The following is a 19,811-nucleotide window of genomic DNA, read 5'->3' as shown; positions in this document are numbered from 1 at the left end:
CCAAACTATAGAAGATCTAGCTAAAAAAGTAGCTTAGATTTAACTTTTTTGTGTCCAAAATATTGACTCAAATCCATATTCTATTTTCTAAATATAATTATAAATTAAATAAATATATTTGTAATTAAATATCTTTATTGGATATTTATGTTTACGGATGATATGGATAACAAAGTATTTTTATCTATTATTAAAAGTTTACTTTCAACGGTTCACTACATACTTATAATTTAATATGCACATTAATAATAGTGTAATATAGTTAAAAGGTTCAGTCCTATCATAAATATATTGACTCAAATCCAGGGAAATATTCAATGACTGGAAAAGTAAAATACGTAAATCTAATCTATTGTTGGTTGTATTCTACATATTCAGAAAATAACAAGTTTTATTTTTACAAAAAATGTTTATTCTGCCTTGTTTTGTATTGTGTGATTATGGCATATTACAAAGTATACATATTTAATAGATTTCTAAATTTGGAGTGATCAAATGCAGCCATTAGAAAATGAAATTCATCCGAATATGGTTAAGGTGTGGAAGATCCATGCATTAATTGGTGCAGGGGTACTTGTAAGTATCGTTTTAGCATATCTCTTTTTTATGATCAAGTTTAATTGGTGGGGTTGGTTGTTTAGTATATTGGTCGTTGCCACGATTATATATACGCCACTAGACTATTTTATCTTTCCGAAACTACGTCAGCGTTATTATAGCTATCGATTAGATGAAGAAGAGATTGAAATTCAAAAAGGGATGTTTATTGTAAAGCGTGTGTTAGTTCCAATGATTCGTGTTCAGCATGTGACGATTGAACAAGGGCCGATTATGAGAAAATATGAACTAGCAGAATTACAAATTTCAACGGCAGCGACTTCTCATAGTATTCCAGGACTAACAAAGAGAGAGGCAGAACAGTTGAAACGACAAATTGGGGAACTTGCGAAAGTGAGTGATAAGGATGTATAAGAGGCAACATCCGATTACTATATTATTTGATATAAGGATTTCTAGTTTATTTCCCCTTATTATCATTGTTTTATTTGGTCCTAAAGATGAAGTAGAGCCTTGGTACTTATTTCCCATTTTCATTCTAGGTTTTTTGTTGATTTTGGCCATATTTTCGTTTGTGAAATGGTACTTTAAAGTGTATTGGATTGAAAATAATATTTTACATATAAAACACGGGGTATTTGTCAAAAAAGAAAGCTATTTAAATAAAGAGCGTGTGCAAACAATTAGTACAGCTTCAAATATCATCTATCAGTTATTTGGGTTAAGGAAGCTTAAAATTGAAACGGCTGGTGGTGGAAAGGACCCAGAGGTGACGTTAGCTGGAATTAAGGAAGAGCAAGCGAAAGAATTAATCGCCTTATTAAATAAAGTAGAAAGTAAGAAAACTTTAAAAGAAGAGGAAACCCTACCGTCAGAAACAAATACAACTGTTTATCAGTTAACGCCAAAAGAAATTTTGCTAGCATCTATTACATCTGGTCGGTTCGGTTTATTATTTTCTGGGTTGATTTTCCTTTATACACAGTTTGATAACGTTCTTCCGAAATGGTTAATAGAAAAAGTAGAAACGTATGTGAAAGACAATAGTGTGTATGATTTGTTATGTATGGTTGCTATTTTAATTGTAATCTCATGGATCATTTCTACAATTGGTTATGCTTTAAAACATGCGAACTTTACAGTGCAGAGAAATGGAAATGAAATTCGTATTTCACAAGGGCTACTTGAAAAGAAAGAGATTGTGTTAAAACTGCACCGGATTCAGGCATTGACAATGAAAGAAGGAATCCTTCGTCAACCGTTTGGGTATTGTTCTATTGAAGTAGAAGTCATTCAGAGCATAGATACAAATAATATGAATGTCATATTGCACCCGCTCATGAAGAAAAAAGATGTGCAAGAGTTGCTGGCATATTTAGATTTGCCTTATGAAATGGAAGAGGAGATCGTCCATTTACCGAAAGCAGCATTACGCCGTTATCTCATTATGAGTTGGATGATTTTTGTAGCTGTAGCAGTACCGATTATAGGAGCGAGTGTATATTTTCAGCAATATAGTGCTTTATTTGTATTAGTGCCATTATTTTTGTTCTTTACGATTCTTGGATATGGCAAGTATAAAACGGGTGGATATGCGATAAAATCTGATCAGTTAACGCTTGTGTACAGGGGCATTGCAAAGTATACAGGATTTGTGAAAAGAAAACATGTACAAGCAATGACAAAAACGCAATCATACTTTCAGCGAAAAGATAGATTGTATACGTATATTGTAGCAGTAGCTTGCAGTGTTGCGGGACGTCATTATGAATTGAAGCATGTGCGTGAAGAGGATGTAGCCCGTATTCATGAATGGTATAAGCAAAAATAAAAAAAAGTTAGATATATAACCCGGATAGTGGATAATTCAAAAATTCTATTATTCGGGTTTCTTGTATGTTATTGCATGTATTTTATGGTCATTTTTAAGATAGAAGTGCTTTTGACGCAAGTATTGTGAAAGAGGGAAGAGATAGGTGAAAATTAGAATTCAGTGCAGGCGATTATAATTAGAGACAACTAAATATTAACGATTAAGAAATATGACTATAACAAGTTCATCCCGCATTAACGGACAGTAACACTCCCACCTCAAAATTCAGCGAAAGCAAGGAAGTTAGGTGGGAGATGAACTGTCCGTAAAAGCCGGGGGAAACTTTAAAAGAAGCTGTTGTCAGAGAATGTTTGGAGGAAACTGGATTAAAAGTACAAGCAGGAGAATTGCTATTTGTAAGTGAGTATATAGGAAAGAATCATGAACATGCCGAGTGGGATCGTAATGTACATGTCGTTGTTCATCTTTTTGAATGCCTGTATCCGGATGACGATCGTTCTTTTGGGGAAGGGACAGAATTTGATCCTGATCAACTAGCACTTGAATGGTTGCCGCTAGAAGACCTTTTAAACACAAACCTTTATCCAAAAGCAATCATACCGTTCTTAACAGAATATGGTCTTCAAAGTAGGAAGTCCGCAATTTATGTTGGGGACATGGGATAATATGTAGCAATTCGTAAATGAAAATGAGAGATTCAGTCAAAGTTAAAATCGTAACTAGATGAATATAAATGATAGAAAACAGCACCTCTTTTCCCTTGCATTAACTGCCCGTAAAGAAGCCTCTCACTGATTAAAGTTTCACGTTATCTAGTTAAAAATAGACACTTATAAGCATATGTTGTGGTTAGGGAACCTCAATAAATATGTGAAGATTTATTGTAGAGGAGAGAAATGTGATGGGATTAACAATTTTACATATAGAAGATGATAAAGAAATTGGATTATGGGTAAGTGAGTTTTTTACTGAACGGGGATATAAAGTGATTTGGTTAAAGTCTGGCCATCATGCATTTGAATACATGGAACAAACGGACGTTGTTATTATGGACATTATGCTTCCGGGGCTTGATGGTTATACGGTTGGACAGCGAATGAAGCAAAAGTTCCCTGAAATACCAATTATGATGCTCACAGCGAGAGCTTCAATAGAAGATAAACTGCAAGGGCTTGCTTTTGCAGATGATTATATGACGAAGCCGTACCATCCTGATGAACTCGAGGCCCGCATTCATGTTCTCTTAAGGCGACTCGGTGTGGTTTCTCCGGATCATATACAGTTGAACCATTTAAGTATTGACCGGAAAGCCAACCGTATTTTGAGTTCACAAACGAATAAAGAGATTGTCTTAACTGGTAAACAGTTTCATATCTTTATGTTTCTCTTCAATCATCCAAATCAGATTTTGACTCAAAAGCAAATATATGAAGCTGTGTGGGAAGATTCATATATAAAAGGGGATCGGACTCTTATGGTCCACATTCGTCATTTGCGTGAAAAAATAGAGATTGATCCCAGTCATCCTCAGATTATCGAGACGATTCGCGGCATCGGGTATCGGTTGAAGTTATGAATATTCGAAGATCGCTCGTTACCAAATATTTATTATTGATCCTTGCCTCTTTATTCATGTGGCCTATTTTGCCAGCAATCTATTATTTACCTGACATTTTGCTTAAACAAGATACGATACATGAGCCACTGGAAATAGAAAAAATGTGGGAACATGAAGCTGAACAACTAAATGAAGCTAATGAGAATACAATCAATGAAAAGCTCGGTAAGATACAAGGACATTATCCGAAAGCTGAGCTGTTTTGGGTCGATAAAGCGGGGAAAACCCATGTGATCAATCAGCGTATCGTAGAGATTCCTGATCAATGGACACCTTTGAACCTCATCAACTATCTCGATAGGAAAAGGCAACAAGATATATTCACTGTGACAGCTATGATTGATAAAGATGGTGAACAAGGATTTATGGTATTTCATATCCCAAAATCTATTACGACGCTTGCGATTCAGCCAGTAAATGGAGATCTCTTTTTAATCCTTATTATTTTTGTCGTAGGTGTTTCGATTGTAGTGGTATCTGTGTTGTTTTTTTTAAGTATTCGCAAAAGACTTGTACAACTTCAAAGCGCAATGTCAGATACCGTAAATGATGGAATACCTGATAAGGTTACAGTCAATAACAGTGATGAGATTGGACAATTGGAAAAAGCCTTTAACAGGATGATCAATCAGTTAAAAGACAGCCGGAAGCGCGAGAAGGAAGAAGAGTATCTACGAAAACAATTGATTGCGAATATCTCTCACGATTTACGGACTCCTTTAACCGTTATTAGACAGCATGCCTACTCCATTCAGAATAACCCCTCATCCTTAAAAGCAACCGCATCGGTACAAATTATCGTCAACAAACTAAATGATGTTGGAAAATTACTTGAAAATCTTCTTACTTACACATTACTTTCAGCTGGAAAGTATCCATTAGAGAAGACAAACATAGATGTGATTGAAGAGTTATGTAATGCTGTCGCCGAGTGGTATCCGGTTTTTGAGAAAGAAGGCTTTGAAGTGAATGTCCATTTGGCTGACTGTTCATTGATTTGGGAGGTGGATCCTCTCTGGCTGCGTAGTATATTGGATAACCTGTTTCAAAATGTCATTAGGCATGCCAGTTCTGGCGGATATATTTGTGTAGAAACAATTGATCGTGACGGCGACTTATTTATGGTCATCAGAGATAAAGGGCGGGGAATGGAGCACCACTCAGAAGCAAAAGGAGCGGGCATCGGGCTATCCATCGTTTCACTCATGACCAGGGAAATGGATGTTTTTTGGGAGGTATCCAGTTCTCCGCAAGGTACATGGCATTATTTAAGGCAAAAATTAAACTAGATTTAAACTTGAGGTCACCTCGATTTTCCATTCGCTCAATACAATGGATATCGAGGTGATTTTTTATGAGAGTTAAAAAAAGAAAGGGGCTGTGAGCAGGTTAGTGTCAAATTTGGATGCATGTGTATAAAAAAAAACGGGGTAGATCAGTCTCAAGAAAATAATAGGAAAGGGTGTTTTTTGAGTGGATTCAAAGACTTCCATTGACAAATCTAACGTGGATACAAATTCTGCATTGCCTTCACCAAAGAAAAGAGAAGGAATGAGCCTAAAGCGATGGCCATCTTGGATTGGGTATATAGCCATTGCTTGGTCAGCCATTTATGGATCGATGCATCTTTACTGGTTGCTTGGAGGAGAGGGGTATCCTTTTAAGAATGAAGATGGTATGGATTTGTTTGCTGGAAAGGTTACTTATCTTCCGTCCCAGGTTGGAGGTATCATATTTGTTGTTCTTTGTCTGATAGGTATATTGGTTGGATTTTCAATGAGGAAGCCAGTGGAAAAGACTTTCCAACAGCGGCTTATCCTCATTTATGCCTGGGGGTGGGCGGCTGCTTTACTCCTCTTTGTACCGGATGCCAGTCTGATTGCGGCCATGGCTTATGCTTTTTTATTAAAATTTAAATTTGACTGGCTGATGCTCAATCAAATTATATGTGCTCTAGGAGGAATATCTTGGGGGTTTTTCGCTGTAGCTTATCGAAGAAAAATACGCCATGCATGTGAATATTGCGGAAGGAAAGCGGACGGGAAAACATCTCTTCTCATGCGATGGAGTCGATGGATTACCTATCTTGCGGCTCTTGCTCCTATTCCATACGCAATTACGCGCTATGCTTGGGCATTGAAAATCCCGCTAGGAATTGACGCGAAGTTTTTGCAGGACTTTTCAAATGTTAACCCAGCGCATCATATTACTGAATGGGCTTTCGGATCGATATGTATCGCCGGTAGTATTCTTACGCTGGGTTTGATCCAAAAATGGGGTGAAACCTTCCCGCGATGGTTCCCATTCGTTAACGGTAAAAGGGTGCCAATCCTGCTGGCGGTGATTCCAGCATCGTGTGTAGCGATTGCTGTAACCGCTGCTGGCTTCACCTTTACTTTCGCTTTTATCGCGGTTAAACTTCACCTCGTGTCTACAGATAATATTTTGTTGAGTCACATTTGGGGTTCAATAGGGCCAATGCTTTTATGGATTCTCTGGGGAATAGCGCTAGGTCTTGCTTCTATCGCTTATTATCATCGTAGACGAGGTCAATGTAGTTACTGTGGTAGAAATGAAGTGGAAAGTATTTCAAGATAAAAGGGCGATGAGTTCGTGGAAGACAGAGAAAAAAGCTGTAGCTTCTCCTCAATCGAAGTTACAGCTTTTTTGTTTAAGCTAACACATCAAAAGTAGTCACAAAAGAAGGTCTTGAAAAAATGCTTTTTTGCGGCTCTGCATTTGTTTGTGCAGGGCGTTTTTTATGTGCATTTTCGAAAGAACGTGACTCTGTCCAATCTTTAAAGTTTTGTTCATTTTCCCACATTGTCATAATGACATATGTATCGTTACTTAATGGGCGAAGAACGCGGATTGCTTGGAAACCAGGCTCATTTTCAATCAGTCCTGCACGGTTTTTGAAACGATTTTCAAAAATAGGACGGCCTTCATCTGTAACAGAAATGTTGTTACACACAATATAGCCAGGTTGTCCTTTAAATTCCCCGACAGCATCTAGCACGTCATATTGAAGTGATCCTTCTACAGTTTCCTCGGTATTTTCTTTATAAAACATATCTTTCTCATCACTCTTTGCAGTGAAATGTGGTTGTTCTAGAGGTGTTTCGTATGAAATAATCGCTTTCATTGTAATGCCCCCTTTATGAGTTTAGTTTCATTATAGCAACTCTTACAAAAAACTTCGAAGATTATATACATAAAGATAATCGTTTTTCAAATAATAAACATACCATCATTTGGAAAGAAGGACGATGTATGAAGAAAATAAAGTGGAGCCTAATGGGCGGCGTAGCAGTGTTTGTAGTGGCGATTGTATTCTATAAACTGATTGTGTTAGCTGGTGGTTATATAATGGATGAAAAACGGCTTGTTTTCCACTCTTCATCACGTATCGTTGATCAGCGAGGAAAAGAAATTACGAAGTTATATGTAGAAAATAGAGAGCTTGTACCAATTGAGCGAATTCCAAAACATGTAGCAGAGGCGTTTATAGCTGTAGAAGACGCTAGATTTTATGAACATTATGGAATCGATTACCCTTCTGTTTTTCGCGCGTTGTATAAAGACATTTTAGCAGGAGAGAAAGTGGAAGGCGGAAGTACAATTACGCAGCAGTTAGTTAAAAATGTTTTTTTAACTCATGAAAAAACATTTACACGTAAATTAAAAGAAGTGGCAATCGCTCTTCAATTGGAACATAAATATACGAAGCAACAGCTTCTTGAAATGTATATGAATCATATTTATTTTGGTCATGGTGCTTACGGGATTCAAGCAGCGGCGAAATTGTATTTTAATAAAGATGTAGAAAAATTAACAGTTGAAGAAGGGGCGATGCTTGCAGGTCTTCCGAAAGCACCGAATGGATATTCTCCCTTTTTATATCCAGAAAAGAACAAAGAGCGCCGTGATTTAGTTTTATCTCTTATGCATAAACAAGGATATTTATCAGCTGAGGAGAGTGTTCGTTACCAAGGAAAGACAATTGCTCTTTATAAAAGTTTAGATGAGCGAGAACTTGCTTATATACCATATGTGGATATGGTTGTAGATGAAGCAGCACAGTTATATGGTTTGTCACATCAAGAAGTGCTTCGCGGAGGATATACATTTATTGTATCTATGGATGAAAAAATTCAAAAAGTAGCTTATGATCAATTTCAAGATGCACGAAATTTTCCAGGTAAAAAAAACGGGGCACAAGGTGCTTTTTTATTAATGGATAATGCAACTGGAGGAATTAAAGCCGCAATTGGCGGAAGAGAGTATGTCCCAAGAGGATTTAATAGAGTGTTTGCGAAAAGACAGCCAGGGTCTGTTTTAAAGCCGCTCATTGTGTATGCACCAGCGCTGGAAACAAAAAAATATAATCCGTATTCTTTATTAACAAACGAGCAAACATCTTTTGAAGGGTATGAACCACGAAATTATAATCATAGGTATTCAAAAGAAGTAACGATGTATGATGCACTCTTAGAATCGGCGAATGTACCGGCTGTATCTTTATTACGTGAAATGGGTGTAGAGCAAGGGAAGCAATATTTAGAGAAGGGAAATATTCATATTGCAGAATCTGGTTTAAGTACGGCACTTGGCGGACTTAAAGAAGGGGTCTCTCCATTTGAACTTGTAAAGATGTACCGTGCGTTCTTAGCGAATGGAAAAATTATTGAGCCGCATGTTATTGAACAGGTACTCGATCGACACGGAAAGGTGATTGGAGAATCACCTAAAAACGAAACGAAAGTTTTTTCAAAACAAACAGCATGGTATATGACAAAAATGTTAGAAGGGGTTGTAAGGGAGGGGACAGCGAGAGCGGGAGTATATAACGGTGCATTAGCTGGGAAAACAGGTACAACGTCACTTCCTAATCAAAGTGAAGGCGCTAGGGATATTTGGTTTGTTGGATATACTCCGAGTTTAGTAGGCGCGGTATGGATTGGGTATGATCGTACGGATAAAGAACACCAACTTTATGATGGAAAGCTATCTGCAACAGAATTATTTAAAAAGATTTTAACGAAGGCAAATGTACAAGATAATTCAAGTTTCAAGCGGCCAAAAGGTGTCGAAACAATTGGAAAACCAATCCGCCTAAGTAAAATTGAGAACGTGGAAGCACAGTTATCTTTTAGTCCATTTAGCTTGTTTACTGCAAAATTACACTGGACTCCACTTCCCGATAAACGGGTTGTATATAGAATCTATAAAGTAGAACAAGGGAAGCATATTCACGTTGGAACGGTAAAAGGGATTGGTGAGTATGAGGAAAAGTTTATTAACATATTCTCTAAACCAAGCTTTTATGTAGTTCCGTACAATCCACAAACAAATCGAGAAGGAGAAAAGACAAAAGTAGCTAAACCGTAATTTTTGCTTGTGATATAATAAGAATGTTATGAAAATAGTAAGCGGTTTTACGAGCGTTTGTGTCAATTTCATGAACAACGTACATAATGTTATGCATTTTGTTTTTACAAGCTGTATAGTAAAAAAAGATAAATAATAGGATAGGGTTCGTATAGGTAAGGAAGGGAGCAAGGGTTTTGGTAAGAAATATAAATGAGACATTTTTAAAAGCATGTAAAGGGGAACAAACAGAATATATACCAGCATGGTATATGCGACAAGCAGGGCGTTCACAACCTGAGTATAGAAAGATAAAAGAGAAGTATTCTTTATTTGAAATTACACACAATCCGGAGTTATGTGCATATGTTACAAAGCTTCCAGTTGATCAATATAATGTAGACGCAGCGATTCTTTATAAAGATATTATGTCACCACTTCCAGCAATTGGCGTTGATGTTGAAATTAAATCTGGGATTGGACCGGTTATTGATAACCCAATTCGTTCTTTACAGGACGTAGAAAAACTTGGTGAAATTCATCCAGAAGAGGATGTTCCATACATATTAGATACAATTCGTTTATTAACAAACGAGATGTTAGATGTTCCGCTAATTGGCTTTTCAGGGGCGCCATTTACATTAGCAAGTTATATGATCGAAGGCGGACCTTCTCGTAATTACCACAAAACGAAGGCGTTTATGTATGCAGAACCGAAAGCTTGGTTTGCTTTAATGGATAAGCTTGCAGATATGGTAGTTACATATTTGAAGGCACAGATCAAAGCAGGGGCAAAAGCAGTGCAAGTCTTTGATTCTTGGGTTGGAACAGTGAATGTAGCAGATTATCGTTTGTTTATTAAACCTGCAATGGAGCGTATTTTCACGGAAGTTCGCACGATGGGCGTTCCGATGATTATGCATGGCGTTGGAGCAGGACATTTAGCAAATGAATGGAATGACTTATCTCTTGATGTAGTCGGACTTGATTGGCGCCTGTCAATTGAAGAAGCGCGTGCACGCGGCATTCATAAAGCAGTACAGGGCAATATGGATCCTTCATTCTTACTTGCACCATGGGACGTTATCAGAGAGCATGTAAAAGGGATTCTCGATCAAGGAATGAAGCAGCCTGGTTATGTATTTAACTTAGGTCACGGTGTATTCCCAGAAGTAAATCCAGATACATTAAAACGCTTGACGACATTTATTCATGAGTATTCTAAAGAACAGTTAGCGAAGTAAAGGAGAATAGGTGTATGAAAAAGAAAATTGGTTTGCTTGTAATGGCATACGGCACACCGTATAAAGAAGAAGATATTGAACGGTACTATACGCATATTCGCAGAGGGCGAAAGCCGAGTCCAGAAATGCTGAAGGACTTAACGGAACGCTATCGCGCGATTGGCGGTATTTCTCCTTTAGCTACTATTACATTAGAACAAGCGAAAAAAGTAGAAAAGCGTTTAAACGAAATGCAGGATCATGTGGAATTCCACATGTATCTTGGCCTAAAACATATAGAACCTTTCATTGAGGATGCTGTGAAAGAAATGCATAATGATGGGATTGAAGAGGCAATTGCCCTTGTTCTTGCTCCGCACTATTCTACGTTCAGCGTAAAGTCCTATGTCGGCCGGGCGCAAGAAGCAGCAGATAAGCTTGGAAACTTAACAATTCATGGTATCGATAGCTGGTATAAAGAACCGAAGTTTATCGAGTATTGGGTAAACGAAGTGAAAAAAATATATGATGGTATGACAGAAGAAGAACGTGAAAAAGCAGTGTTAATCGTGTCTGCGCATAGTTTACCAGAGAAAATTATTGCGTTAGGTGATCCTTACCCAGAACAGTTAAATGAAACAGCTGATTATATTGCACGTGGTGCGGAAGTTCGAAATTATGCAGTCGGTTGGCAAAGTGCTGGAAATACACCGGACCCATGGATTGGGCCAGATGTACAAGATTTAACGAGAGAGCTACATGAAAAGTATAACTACACTTCATTTGTATATGCACCGGTTGGATTTGTAGCTGAACATTTAGAAGTGTTATATGACAATGATATTGAATGCAAAATCGTTACAGAAGAAATTGGAGCAAAGTATTATCGTCCAGAAATGCCAAATGCATCAGATTCATTTATTTCTTGTTTAGCAGATGTAGTGTTAAAGAAACAAATGGATGTTTCGTAATACCTTGGGAAAGGAGGAGCCGTTTTGAAAAAGAAAGTTGTTATCATCGGTGGTGGAATTACAGGTTTAACAACAGCGTATTACTTACAAAAAGAAATTCGCGAAAAAGGATTGCCGATTGATACATTGTTAATAGAAGCATCGGGTAAACTTGGAGGGAAAATTCAAACCGTTCGAAAAGATGGATTTACAATTGAGCGTGGTCCAGATTCTTTCTTAGAAAGAAAAGAGAGTGCAGCTAGACTAGCAAGAGAACTCGAACTTGGAGATGAGCTTGTAAACAATGCAACTGGTCAATCATTTGTTCTCGTGAACAATCGATTACATAAGATGCCGAGCGGATCTATGATGGGTATTCCAACGCAAGTTACCCCGTTTCTATTTTCAGGATTGTTCTCTCCGATTGGTAAAGTAAGAGCAGGTTTTGATTTTGTATTGCCACGTTCAAAACCTGTTTCTGATCAATCACTTGGTCAATTTTTCCGTCGTCGTCTAGGAAATGAAGTGGTTGAAAATTTAATCGAACCATTATTATCTGGAATTTATGCGGGGGATATTGATCAAATGAGTTTAATGGCCACGTTCCCACAATTTTATCAAGTGGAGCAAAAATATCGTAGTATTTCACTAGGTATGCGTACGTTGGCTCCGAAGAAAATAAAAGATGTAAAGCCGAAAGGGATCTTTTTAACATTAAAAACAGGCTTACAATCCATTGTAGAAAAAATAGAAGAGCAGCTAGAAGATGGAACTGTTGTGAAGGGCACTCGCATTGAAAAAGTTGCAAAAATGGGTGATGGTTATCATATTACACTAAGTAATGGAAAAGAAATTGAGGCGAATTCCATCGTTGTTGCTGCGTCTCATAAAGTATTGCCATCTATGTTTGCACAGTATAAAGAGTTCCGCTTTTTCCGCAATATTCCATCAACATCGGTTGCGAATGTTGCACTCGCTTTTCCGAAAGAAGCAATCAAGCGTGATATTGATGGTACGGGCTTCGTTGTATCTCGAAATAGTGATTTTTCTATTACAGCATGTACGTGGACACATAAGAAGTGGCCGCATACAACACCAGAAGGAAAAGTTCTTCTTCGTTGTTACGTTGGGCGTCCTGGTGATGAAGCAATCGTAGAGCAAACAGATGAAGAAATTGTTCAATTTATATTAGAAGATTTGCAAAAAACAATGGATATTAAGGCAGATCCAGACTTTACTGTTGTAAGCCGCTGGAAAGATGCAATGCCGCAATATACAGTGGGACATAAAGAACGTATGACAAAGTTAAAAACATTTATGGATAAAGAATTACCGGGTGTTTATTTAGCAGGTAGTTCTTATGCTGGATCTGGTCTTCCAGATTGTATTGATCAAGGTGAGGCGGCAGTAAAGCATGTATTATCCTATTTAGAAAAAATAGATGAAGCGGAATTAATTGCGCAATGATGAAACAGACCACCTTTAAATTAGAAGGTGGTCATACTTTTTCTAACCTATTTTGCGAAGCATAAGAGTGATTATTAAGTTAACAGGCGCTTTTTTAATAATAATCGCAAGAAATGATTAAACTTTTCTATAAAAATCAAAAACATAATTTAAAGAATTAACTCCATTTTGAACAATCTTTATTCAAAATGGAGTTTTTACGTTAATTGCTAAATTAGGGTTTGTGATTTCATTTAATCAATTCCCCCTATATAAACAGGACTAGAGTGATTACCTGTATGAAAGTCTTTAATAAGTTTCCGAATGCCAATAGGGAACAGAGGATAATGTAATAAGTCATTTATTTTTAACGCAGTATTACGTTCAGTGCTGCAGCTGCTTTTGGCCATCCGGCGTAAAAGGCTAAATGTGTTATGAGAGCGATGATTTCTTGTTGGTTCATTCCGTTTTTTTCGGCTAGTTGTAGATGAAATGGTAGTTGTTCAGTATTACCAATACTAATTAAAGCAGAAAGTGTAATGAAACTTCTTTCTTTTGGTGTTAAAGCAGGGTCTCTCCATACCTTTTCGAATAACACATTTTCACTATAATCAACAAAATTGGGAGCAGTATCCCTCATTTTCTTTGAAATATTGAGTTCGATACGATCATTCATGATTCTTTTTCTCCTTCATTGTAACCATTTGGGCTATTCCCTGACCAAATGACCAGTTTTCAGCAGATGTTTCATTCAATGTAATAAAAATATTAGTTGTAGAGATGTTTAAATGGTCATAAAAAGCTTCTGAGATTGATTGATACAAATTTCTTTTTTGCTGTATTGTTCGTTCAGGTCCACATGTAATAGAAACATGTATCATTTTATCAGTTCTCTTTTTCTCCTCTTCTAAGAGATAATGCGGGTCGTAAAAAAATGATTGGGTGGGTAGGGTAAAAACATGTGAAAGTAATCATTTTCTGGAATGCTAAAATGTTCAATTAATGAATAGTGAATACGATTGCTTACTCTTTTTAACTCTTCTCTATGCAATTGACCGTCTGGATAATAAACAGTAACAAATGGCATATATTCACTCCCTTTCTTATGGATTTATTTTACTGCTGTGATTTTGATTTGTATAATTGAAAATATATAATACAATTATCAATAAAACCGATAGAGATTAGGTGTGAAAATGGAAATAAAAGAGTTAAAAACGTTCAAAATGATTGTCCAGGAAGGAACTTTTTCACTTGCGGCCAAAAAATTAAACTATGCTCAATCAACCGTAACAACACATATAAAAAAACTCGAAAATGAACTGGGTTTTCTTCTATTTGAACGTGGATGGGATGCCCGATTAACAGAGGAAGGCATTTTATTTGCAGAGGAAGTAGATAACTTATTAATGCATTGGAATTATTCAATATCTCAAGCACAGCGTATAAGTAATGAGGAGAAAGGAACATTAAGAATCGGGATATTAGAATCTGTTGCAGAAAAATTAATTCCCCCCATATTAAAATATTTAAACGATGAGAAACCGTACATACATTGTGATTTTGTTGTAGGAAACACAGCGCTTTTATCACAAATGATAGAGTAAAATAAGATTGATTTTGCTGTTTGTGCAAACAACGAAAATATTTCTAATCTAAATTTCACCCCACTTAGCAAAGAACAAATCGAATTTATAGTCAATAACCCGAATCATCCAGTATTAAAAAAAGAGTCAGTTGAAATATCTGATATCATTCATTATCCAATCTTGATTGGAGAAAATAGTTGTAATTATTACAAAGCTGTAAACTCTTTCTTAGTAGAAAACAATGTATCTTTTCAAAAAGTCTACAATTGTAGTGCGGTACATCTCATTCCACAAATGGTTTTTGGAAATGCCATAGGTATTCTCCCTAAGGGAACGGTCTTAAAACAAAGTAATATATCATTTAAGATTAAAGGATTTAATCCTAAAGTGCCTATAGGATTATTAATTTCTTCTAAAAAAAGAAACTATTTGAGTCAAACAAAACAACAACTTATGAAACTAATTGAATCGTTGTTGTTATAAATACACATATTGATTTAGGAGAGGGGAAAAATGTATCTTCTGTTCAAGTGAGGTTTCAAACAAAGTCCCTTTTGAAAAACTAAAGGGGCTTTGTTTAAAATTTATAACTCTTTTAAAAAACGAATGAATTTCTTTAAGCTTTGCGGTTGTTGTTTTCTACGCTTAATCACAAAGTCAATTTTGACTGTTTCAGGTAGTTCTTCATAATGAATCGCTTTTGTCTTTGTTCGGCTATATGCCACATTAGCCGGTATAATCGTAATACCAAGTCCATTTTGAGTAGCTTGCACGATAGACTCAAGTGAATCAAATTCCATTATCGTTTTCGGATTAAAGGCATGGTTCTTACAGTAATCTAATAGCTTTTTTCTATAGATACAATTTGGATCACTGTTTACGAGTAAAGTTTGATGAGGCTTCGTTTCAATTTGAGTATGTTGTGGTGAAATGAGTATGATATTTTCATAATAACTGTACACGGTTTCGAGTTGTGAATGGTTGTATGTCCCGCTTAAAAAAATTCCGTCAAGTTCTCCATATAAAAGCATTTCCTGTAACTTTGCGTTATCATTCGTTCTTATTTTCACATCAATATTTTTATAGGATGCCAAAAAAGAAGAGAATAGCTGAGGCACTTTCACCGCGGAAATGGTTTGAGATGCTCCAATTGTTAAAGATTCTCTCCATTTCTGAGGGTTTATTTTTGATTTTGCCTCATTCATTAAAAGCATAATTTCATTTGTGTAATCTAATAACACTTTTCCTTCTTCCGTTAATGTGACACCTCTATTATTACGCTTTAATATTTTAACGCCTAATTCATCTTCTAAATTTTTAATGCGCTGGCTTATATTCGGTTGTACATATCCTAATTTCTCAGCAGCTCTAGATATTGATTGTAGTTCTGCAACATGTTTAAAAATCCATAAGTCATGGCTTTCCAAGAATAGATCCCTCCACTAGACATCATTTAAAATGATATCGGCTTCATTATTCAGTATTATACTCCTCAAATGAACGAAGATAAAATGAAATGGAATCAGATACAGTGGGGAGATTTTAAAATGGACATAAAAGATAAAGTAGTTATTATAACAGGTGGCGGTACGGGTATCGGAAAGGCTACTGCTTTGAAGTTAGCTAGTCTAGGAGCAAAAGTTGTGATTAATTATAGTCGTTCAGAAAAAGAAGCGTTAGAAGCAGTGAATGAAATAAAGCAGCGAGGAGGTACAGCGATCACTTTGAAAGCAAATGTAGCACAAAAAGAAGAAGTGGAGGCGATGGTATCTCAAACTGTTCGTCTTTTTGGAACAGTTGATTGTTTAGTAAACAATGCGAGTATAACAGCTCAAATACCTATGGATGACTTAGAGTCTGTAACTGAGGAAGTGTGGGATTCGCTTTTCAGCGTAAATGTGAAAGGAATGTTCCATTGTATAAAAGCTGCTGTCCCTTATATGAAGAAGCAAAAATCGGGTGCTATTGTGAATATGGGGAGCGTTGCGGGGATAACTGGACTAGGATCATCTATACCGTATGCAGCAACAAAATCAGCCATTCATACGATGACAAAGTCGCTCGCTATTGCATTAGCACCTGACATCAGAGTAAATAGTATTTCTCCTGGTGCAGTTCATACGAGATGGTGGTCAGGTAATGAGGAGAAGATGTACCAACTTGCGGGAAATCTACCACTTCAAAGAATTTCAACACCAAATGATATTGCAGAGGCTATCCTTTTTCAATTGACTCAGGAATCTATTACGGGACAGGTATTTACAATTGATAATGGACAGACGCTTTAATAGTATTAGCAACTTAATAGAAAGGTGTATTTTAAGAAGCAGCGGTAAAGTGTGCGTTATCTTACTTAGAAAAAATAGATAAAACTGAATGAGTTGAGCAATGATAAAAAGCACTCTTAATGTATAAGAGTGCTTTTGCTGTTATAATACTCTCTTTCATACTCACGAGGTTGCTTCGTAGGTTGGTCATTCAGTACAAGATCTGGTAATAAATTTGCATTAAATAGAAGATCGTAGAGAAAAGATAAGACCAAAACGCTACAGAATATATAGATGAACATTTCTCTTCACTTCTTTCTGTATGATTCTTACTTATATTGTAAGAAAATCAGCTATCAATAAAATCCATAAAAGGAATGGAATACTGTAAGAAAATAGTAGGGGAATCATAATAGAAATCTCATACGGAAGTATGAGATTAATTTTTTGTAAAATTTGTCGAATTTTAAGTTCTTTATAAAGAATTTTTTGTTATGATAATACATGCTAAGAGAATATTAAAATTAGGGGAGGACGATGAATTTGAAGAAACTAGTAAGTATCTTGCTATCATTTATACTACTGATTTCATTTACTGGAACTTTAGTAAAAGCAGAAGAACGTTCTGCATTGTCTGTGCAGGATGCGATTCAAATGTTTAAGCAGCAAGGAAGCAGTAAAGGGGTAGTGGAAGGGTATATTGTTGGATATACAGAAAGCTCTTCTAAGTATACGAAGGATCCAGCGAAGTTTGGAGATACGAATGTAGCGATAGCAGATTCGCCAAATGAGACGGATCCAGAGAAAATTATGCCTGTTCAGTTGCCAAAAGGTGACGTGAGAACAGCAGTGAATGTAAAGGATCATCCTGGAAATGTTGGGAAGAAGGTTCGTTTAACGGGGACACTTGAATTATATTTTAATAGTCCTGGTTTAAAGTCAGTAACAGCATATAAATTTCAAGGTGAAACAGAAAATCGTGTGAGCGATGTTACTGCATCACCAAATGGTGGAGAAATTGCAAAGGGAACGGCAGTTACATTAACAACAAATACAGAAGGGACAACAATCTATTATACGTTAGATGGATCTGTTCCTACGAATAAAAGTATTCGTTATAATGAACCGATTGTTTTAAATGAAAACAGTGTTCTAAAAGCAATTGGAGTAAAAGAAGATCTTTCATCTTCAGCCGTTGCTACGTTTTCTTTTACGGTTGTAAAAAATGAGCAAGTTCGCATTCATGATATTCAAGGTGCATCACATATTTCTCCTTATAATGGGAAAAAAGTACGAAATGTAGAAGGTATTGTAACAGCGCTAGATAAGAATGGATTTTATATGCAAGACTCGCAGCCTGATAATGATCCTGCAACTTCAGAAGGGATTTATGTATATAAAAAAGAGGCAAATGTAGCTGCCGGAGATCTTGTTCAAATTGATGGAGAAGTCGAAGAGTTTATTGGATCTGGATATGCTGACAGATTTGATACAGATTTATCCATCACAGAAATTAAAGCAAGCAATATTGCTGTGAAAGCAAATAATCAACAATTGCCATCTGCGATTGTATTAGGTGAAAATGGCGTAAAGATTCCTGATCAAATTATTGATAATGATGCATTTGGTGTATTCGATCCAAATGAAGATGCAATTGACTTTTATGAGAGTTTAGAAGGTATGCGTGTTACAATGCCGACTCCTCAAATTGTTGGACCGCAGAAAAATGGGAATTTATATGTAACAGTTGCAAATGGTGGAGATAAAGTAACTACGAAATATGGAACGCCGTTATTAGGCGAGAACCAATTCAATCCAGAGCGTCTATCTTTAAAAGTACCTCGTGATTATGTAGCGAAAGCAGGAGACAAGTTTACTGGAGATATAACAGGTGTAGTCGGGTATGACTATGGTGCGTATCGAATTTCACCAGTAACAGAATTACCATCAGTAACAGAATTACCATCAGTAACAGATGGTGGATTTAAACAAGTAGGGGCAAATATTCAGCCTCGCCTTGGAAAATTAACAGTAGCAACATATAACATTGAAAACTTTTCAGCGAATGCAAAAGAAACATCTGATGAAAAGGTAAAAGCAATTGCTTATTCTATTAAATATAATTTAAAGATGCCAGATATTATTGGTGTACAAGAAATGCAAGATAATAATGGATCAATCAATGATGGAACAACAGATGCTTCATTAAGTGCAAAGCGTATTATTGATGCGGTACAAGAGATTCGCGGGCCAAAATATGAATATGTAGAAGTTGCTCCGCAAAATAATCAAGATGGAGGAGCGCCAGGAGCGAACATTCGCGTTGGTTTCTTCTATAATCCATCACGTGTGAAATTGGCAGATAAGCCAAAGCTATTAGAAACAAATCCAACGCGCATAGGACAAGAAAATTCGCTGTTTGATAATACTCGTAAACCGTTAGCTGCGGAGTTTACATTCCAAGGACAAAATATCGTCGTTGTTTCAAATCACTTAAATTCAAAACTTGGTGATGCGACGCCGTTTGGGAAAATTCAACCACTTGTATTAAAGAGTGAAGAGAAACGAATTCAGCTTGCACAAGAAGCAAACAATTTTGTAAAAGAAATTCAAAAACGAGATGTGAATGCACCAGTTGTTATAGTTGGTGATATGAATGACTTCGAATTCTCGAAACCACTGCAAGCATTAAAAGCAGAAAACATGCAAGATATGTTAGAAACGGTTTCGAAAGAAAATCGGTACACGTATATTCATGACGGAAATGCACAAGTATTAGATCATATTTTAGTAACAAATAATATTGCACCGCATACAGTTGTCGATCCGGTACATTTAAATTCAAACATTATGAAAGAACATGGCCGTGTAAGTGACCATGATCCAGTGCTTGCGCAAATTGATTTAAAAAAAGCTTCCTAAGTATAAATATCCCTCAGCATAATTGCTGTGGGAT

At 36.4% G+C, this 19,811-nt stretch carries 14 protein-coding genes and 3 pseudogenes; 13 read left to right on the top strand and 4 right to left on the bottom strand.

The window, feature by feature from the left end; translation table 11 throughout:
• Positions 1 to 495 precede the first annotated feature (495 nt).
• From JDS96_RS21840 to JDS96_RS21815, 6 genes and pseudogenes are all read left to right on the top strand, one after another.
• Positions 496 to 972 carry a PH domain-containing protein gene (locus JDS96_RS21840; RefSeq protein ID WP_199668017.1) on the top strand — a complete coding sequence of 159 codons (477 nt, stop codon included), beginning with the start codon at positions 496 to 498 and terminating at the stop codon, positions 970 to 972.
• Positions 965 to 2,389, top strand: a complete 1,425-nt coding sequence (locus JDS96_RS21835) for a PH domain-containing protein (protein ID WP_199668016.1) — start codon at positions 965 to 967, stop codon at positions 2,387 to 2,389. The genes JDS96_RS21840 and JDS96_RS21835 overlap by 8 nt, the downstream gene beginning before the upstream one ends.
• A 326-nt stretch (positions 2,390 to 2,715) precedes the next feature.
• A pseudogene (locus JDS96_RS21830) lies at positions 2,716 to 3,057 on the top strand (NUDIX domain-containing protein); the annotation flags it as partial.
• A 236-nt stretch (positions 3,058 to 3,293) separates the two neighbouring features.
• Entirely contained in the window at positions 3,294 to 3,968 is a 675-nt protein-coding gene (locus JDS96_RS21825) for a response regulator transcription factor (protein WP_003195773.1), read from the top strand.
• A 68-nt stretch (positions 3,969 to 4,036) separates the two neighbouring features.
• On the top strand, positions 4,037 to 5,299 hold the full coding sequence (locus tag JDS96_RS21820) for a HAMP domain-containing sensor histidine kinase (protein WP_242479963.1): 1,263 nt from the start codon (positions 4,037 to 4,039) through the stop codon (positions 5,297 to 5,299).
• A 184-nt stretch (positions 5,300 to 5,483) separates the two neighbouring features.
• The gene (locus tag JDS96_RS21815; RefSeq protein WP_199668014.1) at positions 5,484 to 6,608 is read left to right on the top strand and encodes a DUF3995 domain-containing protein; all 1,125 of its coding nucleotides are present in this window, start codon (positions 5,484 to 5,486) and stop codon (positions 6,606 to 6,608) included.
• A 73-nt stretch (positions 6,609 to 6,681) separates the two neighbouring features.
• On the opposite strand, the gene JDS96_RS21810 is transcribed toward JDS96_RS21815, so the two are convergent.
• The gene (locus JDS96_RS21810) at positions 6,682 to 7,155 is read right to left on the bottom strand and encodes an antibiotic biosynthesis monooxygenase family protein (protein WP_199668013.1); all 474 of its coding nucleotides are present in this window, start codon (positions 7,153 to 7,155) and stop codon (positions 6,682 to 6,684) included.
• Between the two features lie 128 nt (positions 7,156 to 7,283).
• Between JDS96_RS21810 and JDS96_RS21805 the strand changes: the two genes are divergently transcribed.
• The 4 genes from JDS96_RS21805 (at position 7,284) to hemY (ending at position 13,020) form a co-directional block, all read left to right on the top strand.
• Positions 7,284 to 9,401, top strand: a complete 2,118-nt coding sequence (locus JDS96_RS21805; protein WP_199668012.1) for a transglycosylase domain-containing protein — start codon at positions 7,284 to 7,286, stop codon at positions 9,399 to 9,401.
• A 176-nt stretch (positions 9,402 to 9,577) separates the two neighbouring features.
• Entirely contained in the window at positions 9,578 to 10,624 is a 1,047-nt protein-coding gene (gene hemE / locus JDS96_RS21800; RefSeq protein ID WP_003195782.1) for a uroporphyrinogen decarboxylase, read from the top strand.
• Between the two features lie 14 nt (positions 10,625 to 10,638).
• Complete coding sequence (gene hemH, locus JDS96_RS21795) at positions 10,639 to 11,574, top strand: ferrochelatase (RefSeq protein ID WP_199668011.1); 936 nt, start codon at positions 10,639 to 10,641, stop codon at positions 11,572 to 11,574.
• A gap of 24 nt (positions 11,575 to 11,598) precedes the next feature.
• Positions 11,599 to 13,020 (top strand): protoporphyrinogen oxidase, encoded by a 1,422-nt coding sequence (hemY, locus tag JDS96_RS21790; protein ID WP_199668010.1) that lies wholly within the window; start codon positions 11,599 to 11,601, stop codon positions 13,018 to 13,020.
• 346 nt (positions 13,021 to 13,366) lie between these two features.
• On the opposite strand, the gene JDS96_RS21785 is transcribed toward hemY, so the two are convergent.
• Positions 13,367 to 13,675: a carboxymuconolactone decarboxylase family protein gene (locus JDS96_RS21785; RefSeq protein ID WP_018766604.1), complete on the bottom strand. Its 309-nt coding sequence runs from the start codon at positions 13,673 to 13,675 to the stop codon at positions 13,367 to 13,369.
• Positions 13,668 to 14,086 (bottom strand): annotated as a pseudogene (locus JDS96_RS21780) (tautomerase family protein). Before JDS96_RS21780 ends, JDS96_RS21785 begins: the two are co-directional and overlap by 8 nt.
• A 109-nt stretch (positions 14,087 to 14,195) precedes the next feature.
• Between JDS96_RS21780 and JDS96_RS21775 the strand changes: the two are divergent.
• Positions 14,196 to 15,071: pseudogene (locus JDS96_RS21775) on the top strand (LysR family transcriptional regulator).
• A gap of 101 nt (positions 15,072 to 15,172) precedes the next feature.
• On the opposite strand, the gene JDS96_RS21770 reads toward JDS96_RS21775, so the two are convergent.
• Positions 15,173 to 16,015, bottom strand: a complete 843-nt coding sequence (locus JDS96_RS21770) for a LysR family transcriptional regulator (RefSeq protein WP_199668009.1) — start codon at positions 16,013 to 16,015, stop codon at positions 15,173 to 15,175.
• Positions 16,016 to 16,135: 120 nt separating this feature from the next.
• Here JDS96_RS21770 and JDS96_RS21765 point away from each other — a divergent pair, with 120 nt between their 5' ends.
• Positions 16,136 to 16,876 carry an SDR family NAD(P)-dependent oxidoreductase gene (locus JDS96_RS21765; protein WP_199668008.1) on the top strand — a complete coding sequence of 247 codons (741 nt, stop codon included), beginning with the start codon at positions 16,136 to 16,138 and terminating at the stop codon, positions 16,874 to 16,876.
• 516 nt (positions 16,877 to 17,392) lie between these two features.
• On the top strand, positions 17,393 to 19,777 hold the full coding sequence (locus tag JDS96_RS21760; RefSeq protein WP_199668007.1) for a DUF6359 domain-containing protein: 2,385 nt from the start codon (positions 17,393 to 17,395) through the stop codon (positions 19,775 to 19,777).
• Positions 19,778 to 19,811: the final 34 nt, after the last annotated feature.

It is taken from the genome of Bacillus cereus group sp. N21 (assembly GCF_016483395.1).
Taxonomy (GTDB): domain Bacteria; phylum Bacillota; class Bacilli; order Bacillales; family Bacillaceae_G; genus Bacillus_A; species Bacillus_A pseudomycoides.
Note: the sequence above shows the minus strand (reverse complement) of the source record. Positions and strands in the feature narration are given on the sequence as shown.

Bases quoted from the DNA above. Each gene is read 5' to 3' on its own strand.
- JDS96_RS21840 (WP_199668017.1), top strand. From the start codon at position 496: ATGCAGCCATTAGAAAATGAAATTCATCCGAATATGGTTAAGGTGTGG.
- JDS96_RS21835 (WP_199668016.1), top strand. From the start codon at position 965: ATGTATAAGAGGCAACATCCGATTACTATATTATTTGATATAAGGATT.
- JDS96_RS21825 (WP_003195773.1), top strand. From the start codon at position 3,294: ATGGGATTAACAATTTTACATATAGAAGATGATAAAGAAATTGGATTA.
- JDS96_RS21810 (WP_199668013.1), bottom strand. From the start codon at position 7,155: ATGAAAGCGATTATTTCATACGAAACACCTCTAGAACAACCACATTTC.
- JDS96_RS21805 (WP_199668012.1), top strand. From the start codon at position 7,284: ATGAAGAAAATAAAGTGGAGCCTAATGGGCGGCGTAGCAGTGTTTGTA.
- hemH (WP_199668011.1), top strand. From the start codon at position 10,639: ATGAAAAAGAAAATTGGTTTGCTTGTAATGGCATACGGCACACCGTAT.
- JDS96_RS21785 (WP_018766604.1), bottom strand. From the start codon at position 13,675: ATGAATGATCGTATCGAACTCAATATTTCAAAGAAAATGAGGGATACT.
- JDS96_RS21765 (WP_199668008.1), top strand. From the start codon at position 16,136: ATGGACATAAAAGATAAAGTAGTTATTATAACAGGTGGCGGTACGGGT.
- JDS96_RS21760 (WP_199668007.1), top strand. From the start codon at position 17,393: ATGAATTTGAAGAAACTAGTAAGTATCTTGCTATCATTTATACTACTG.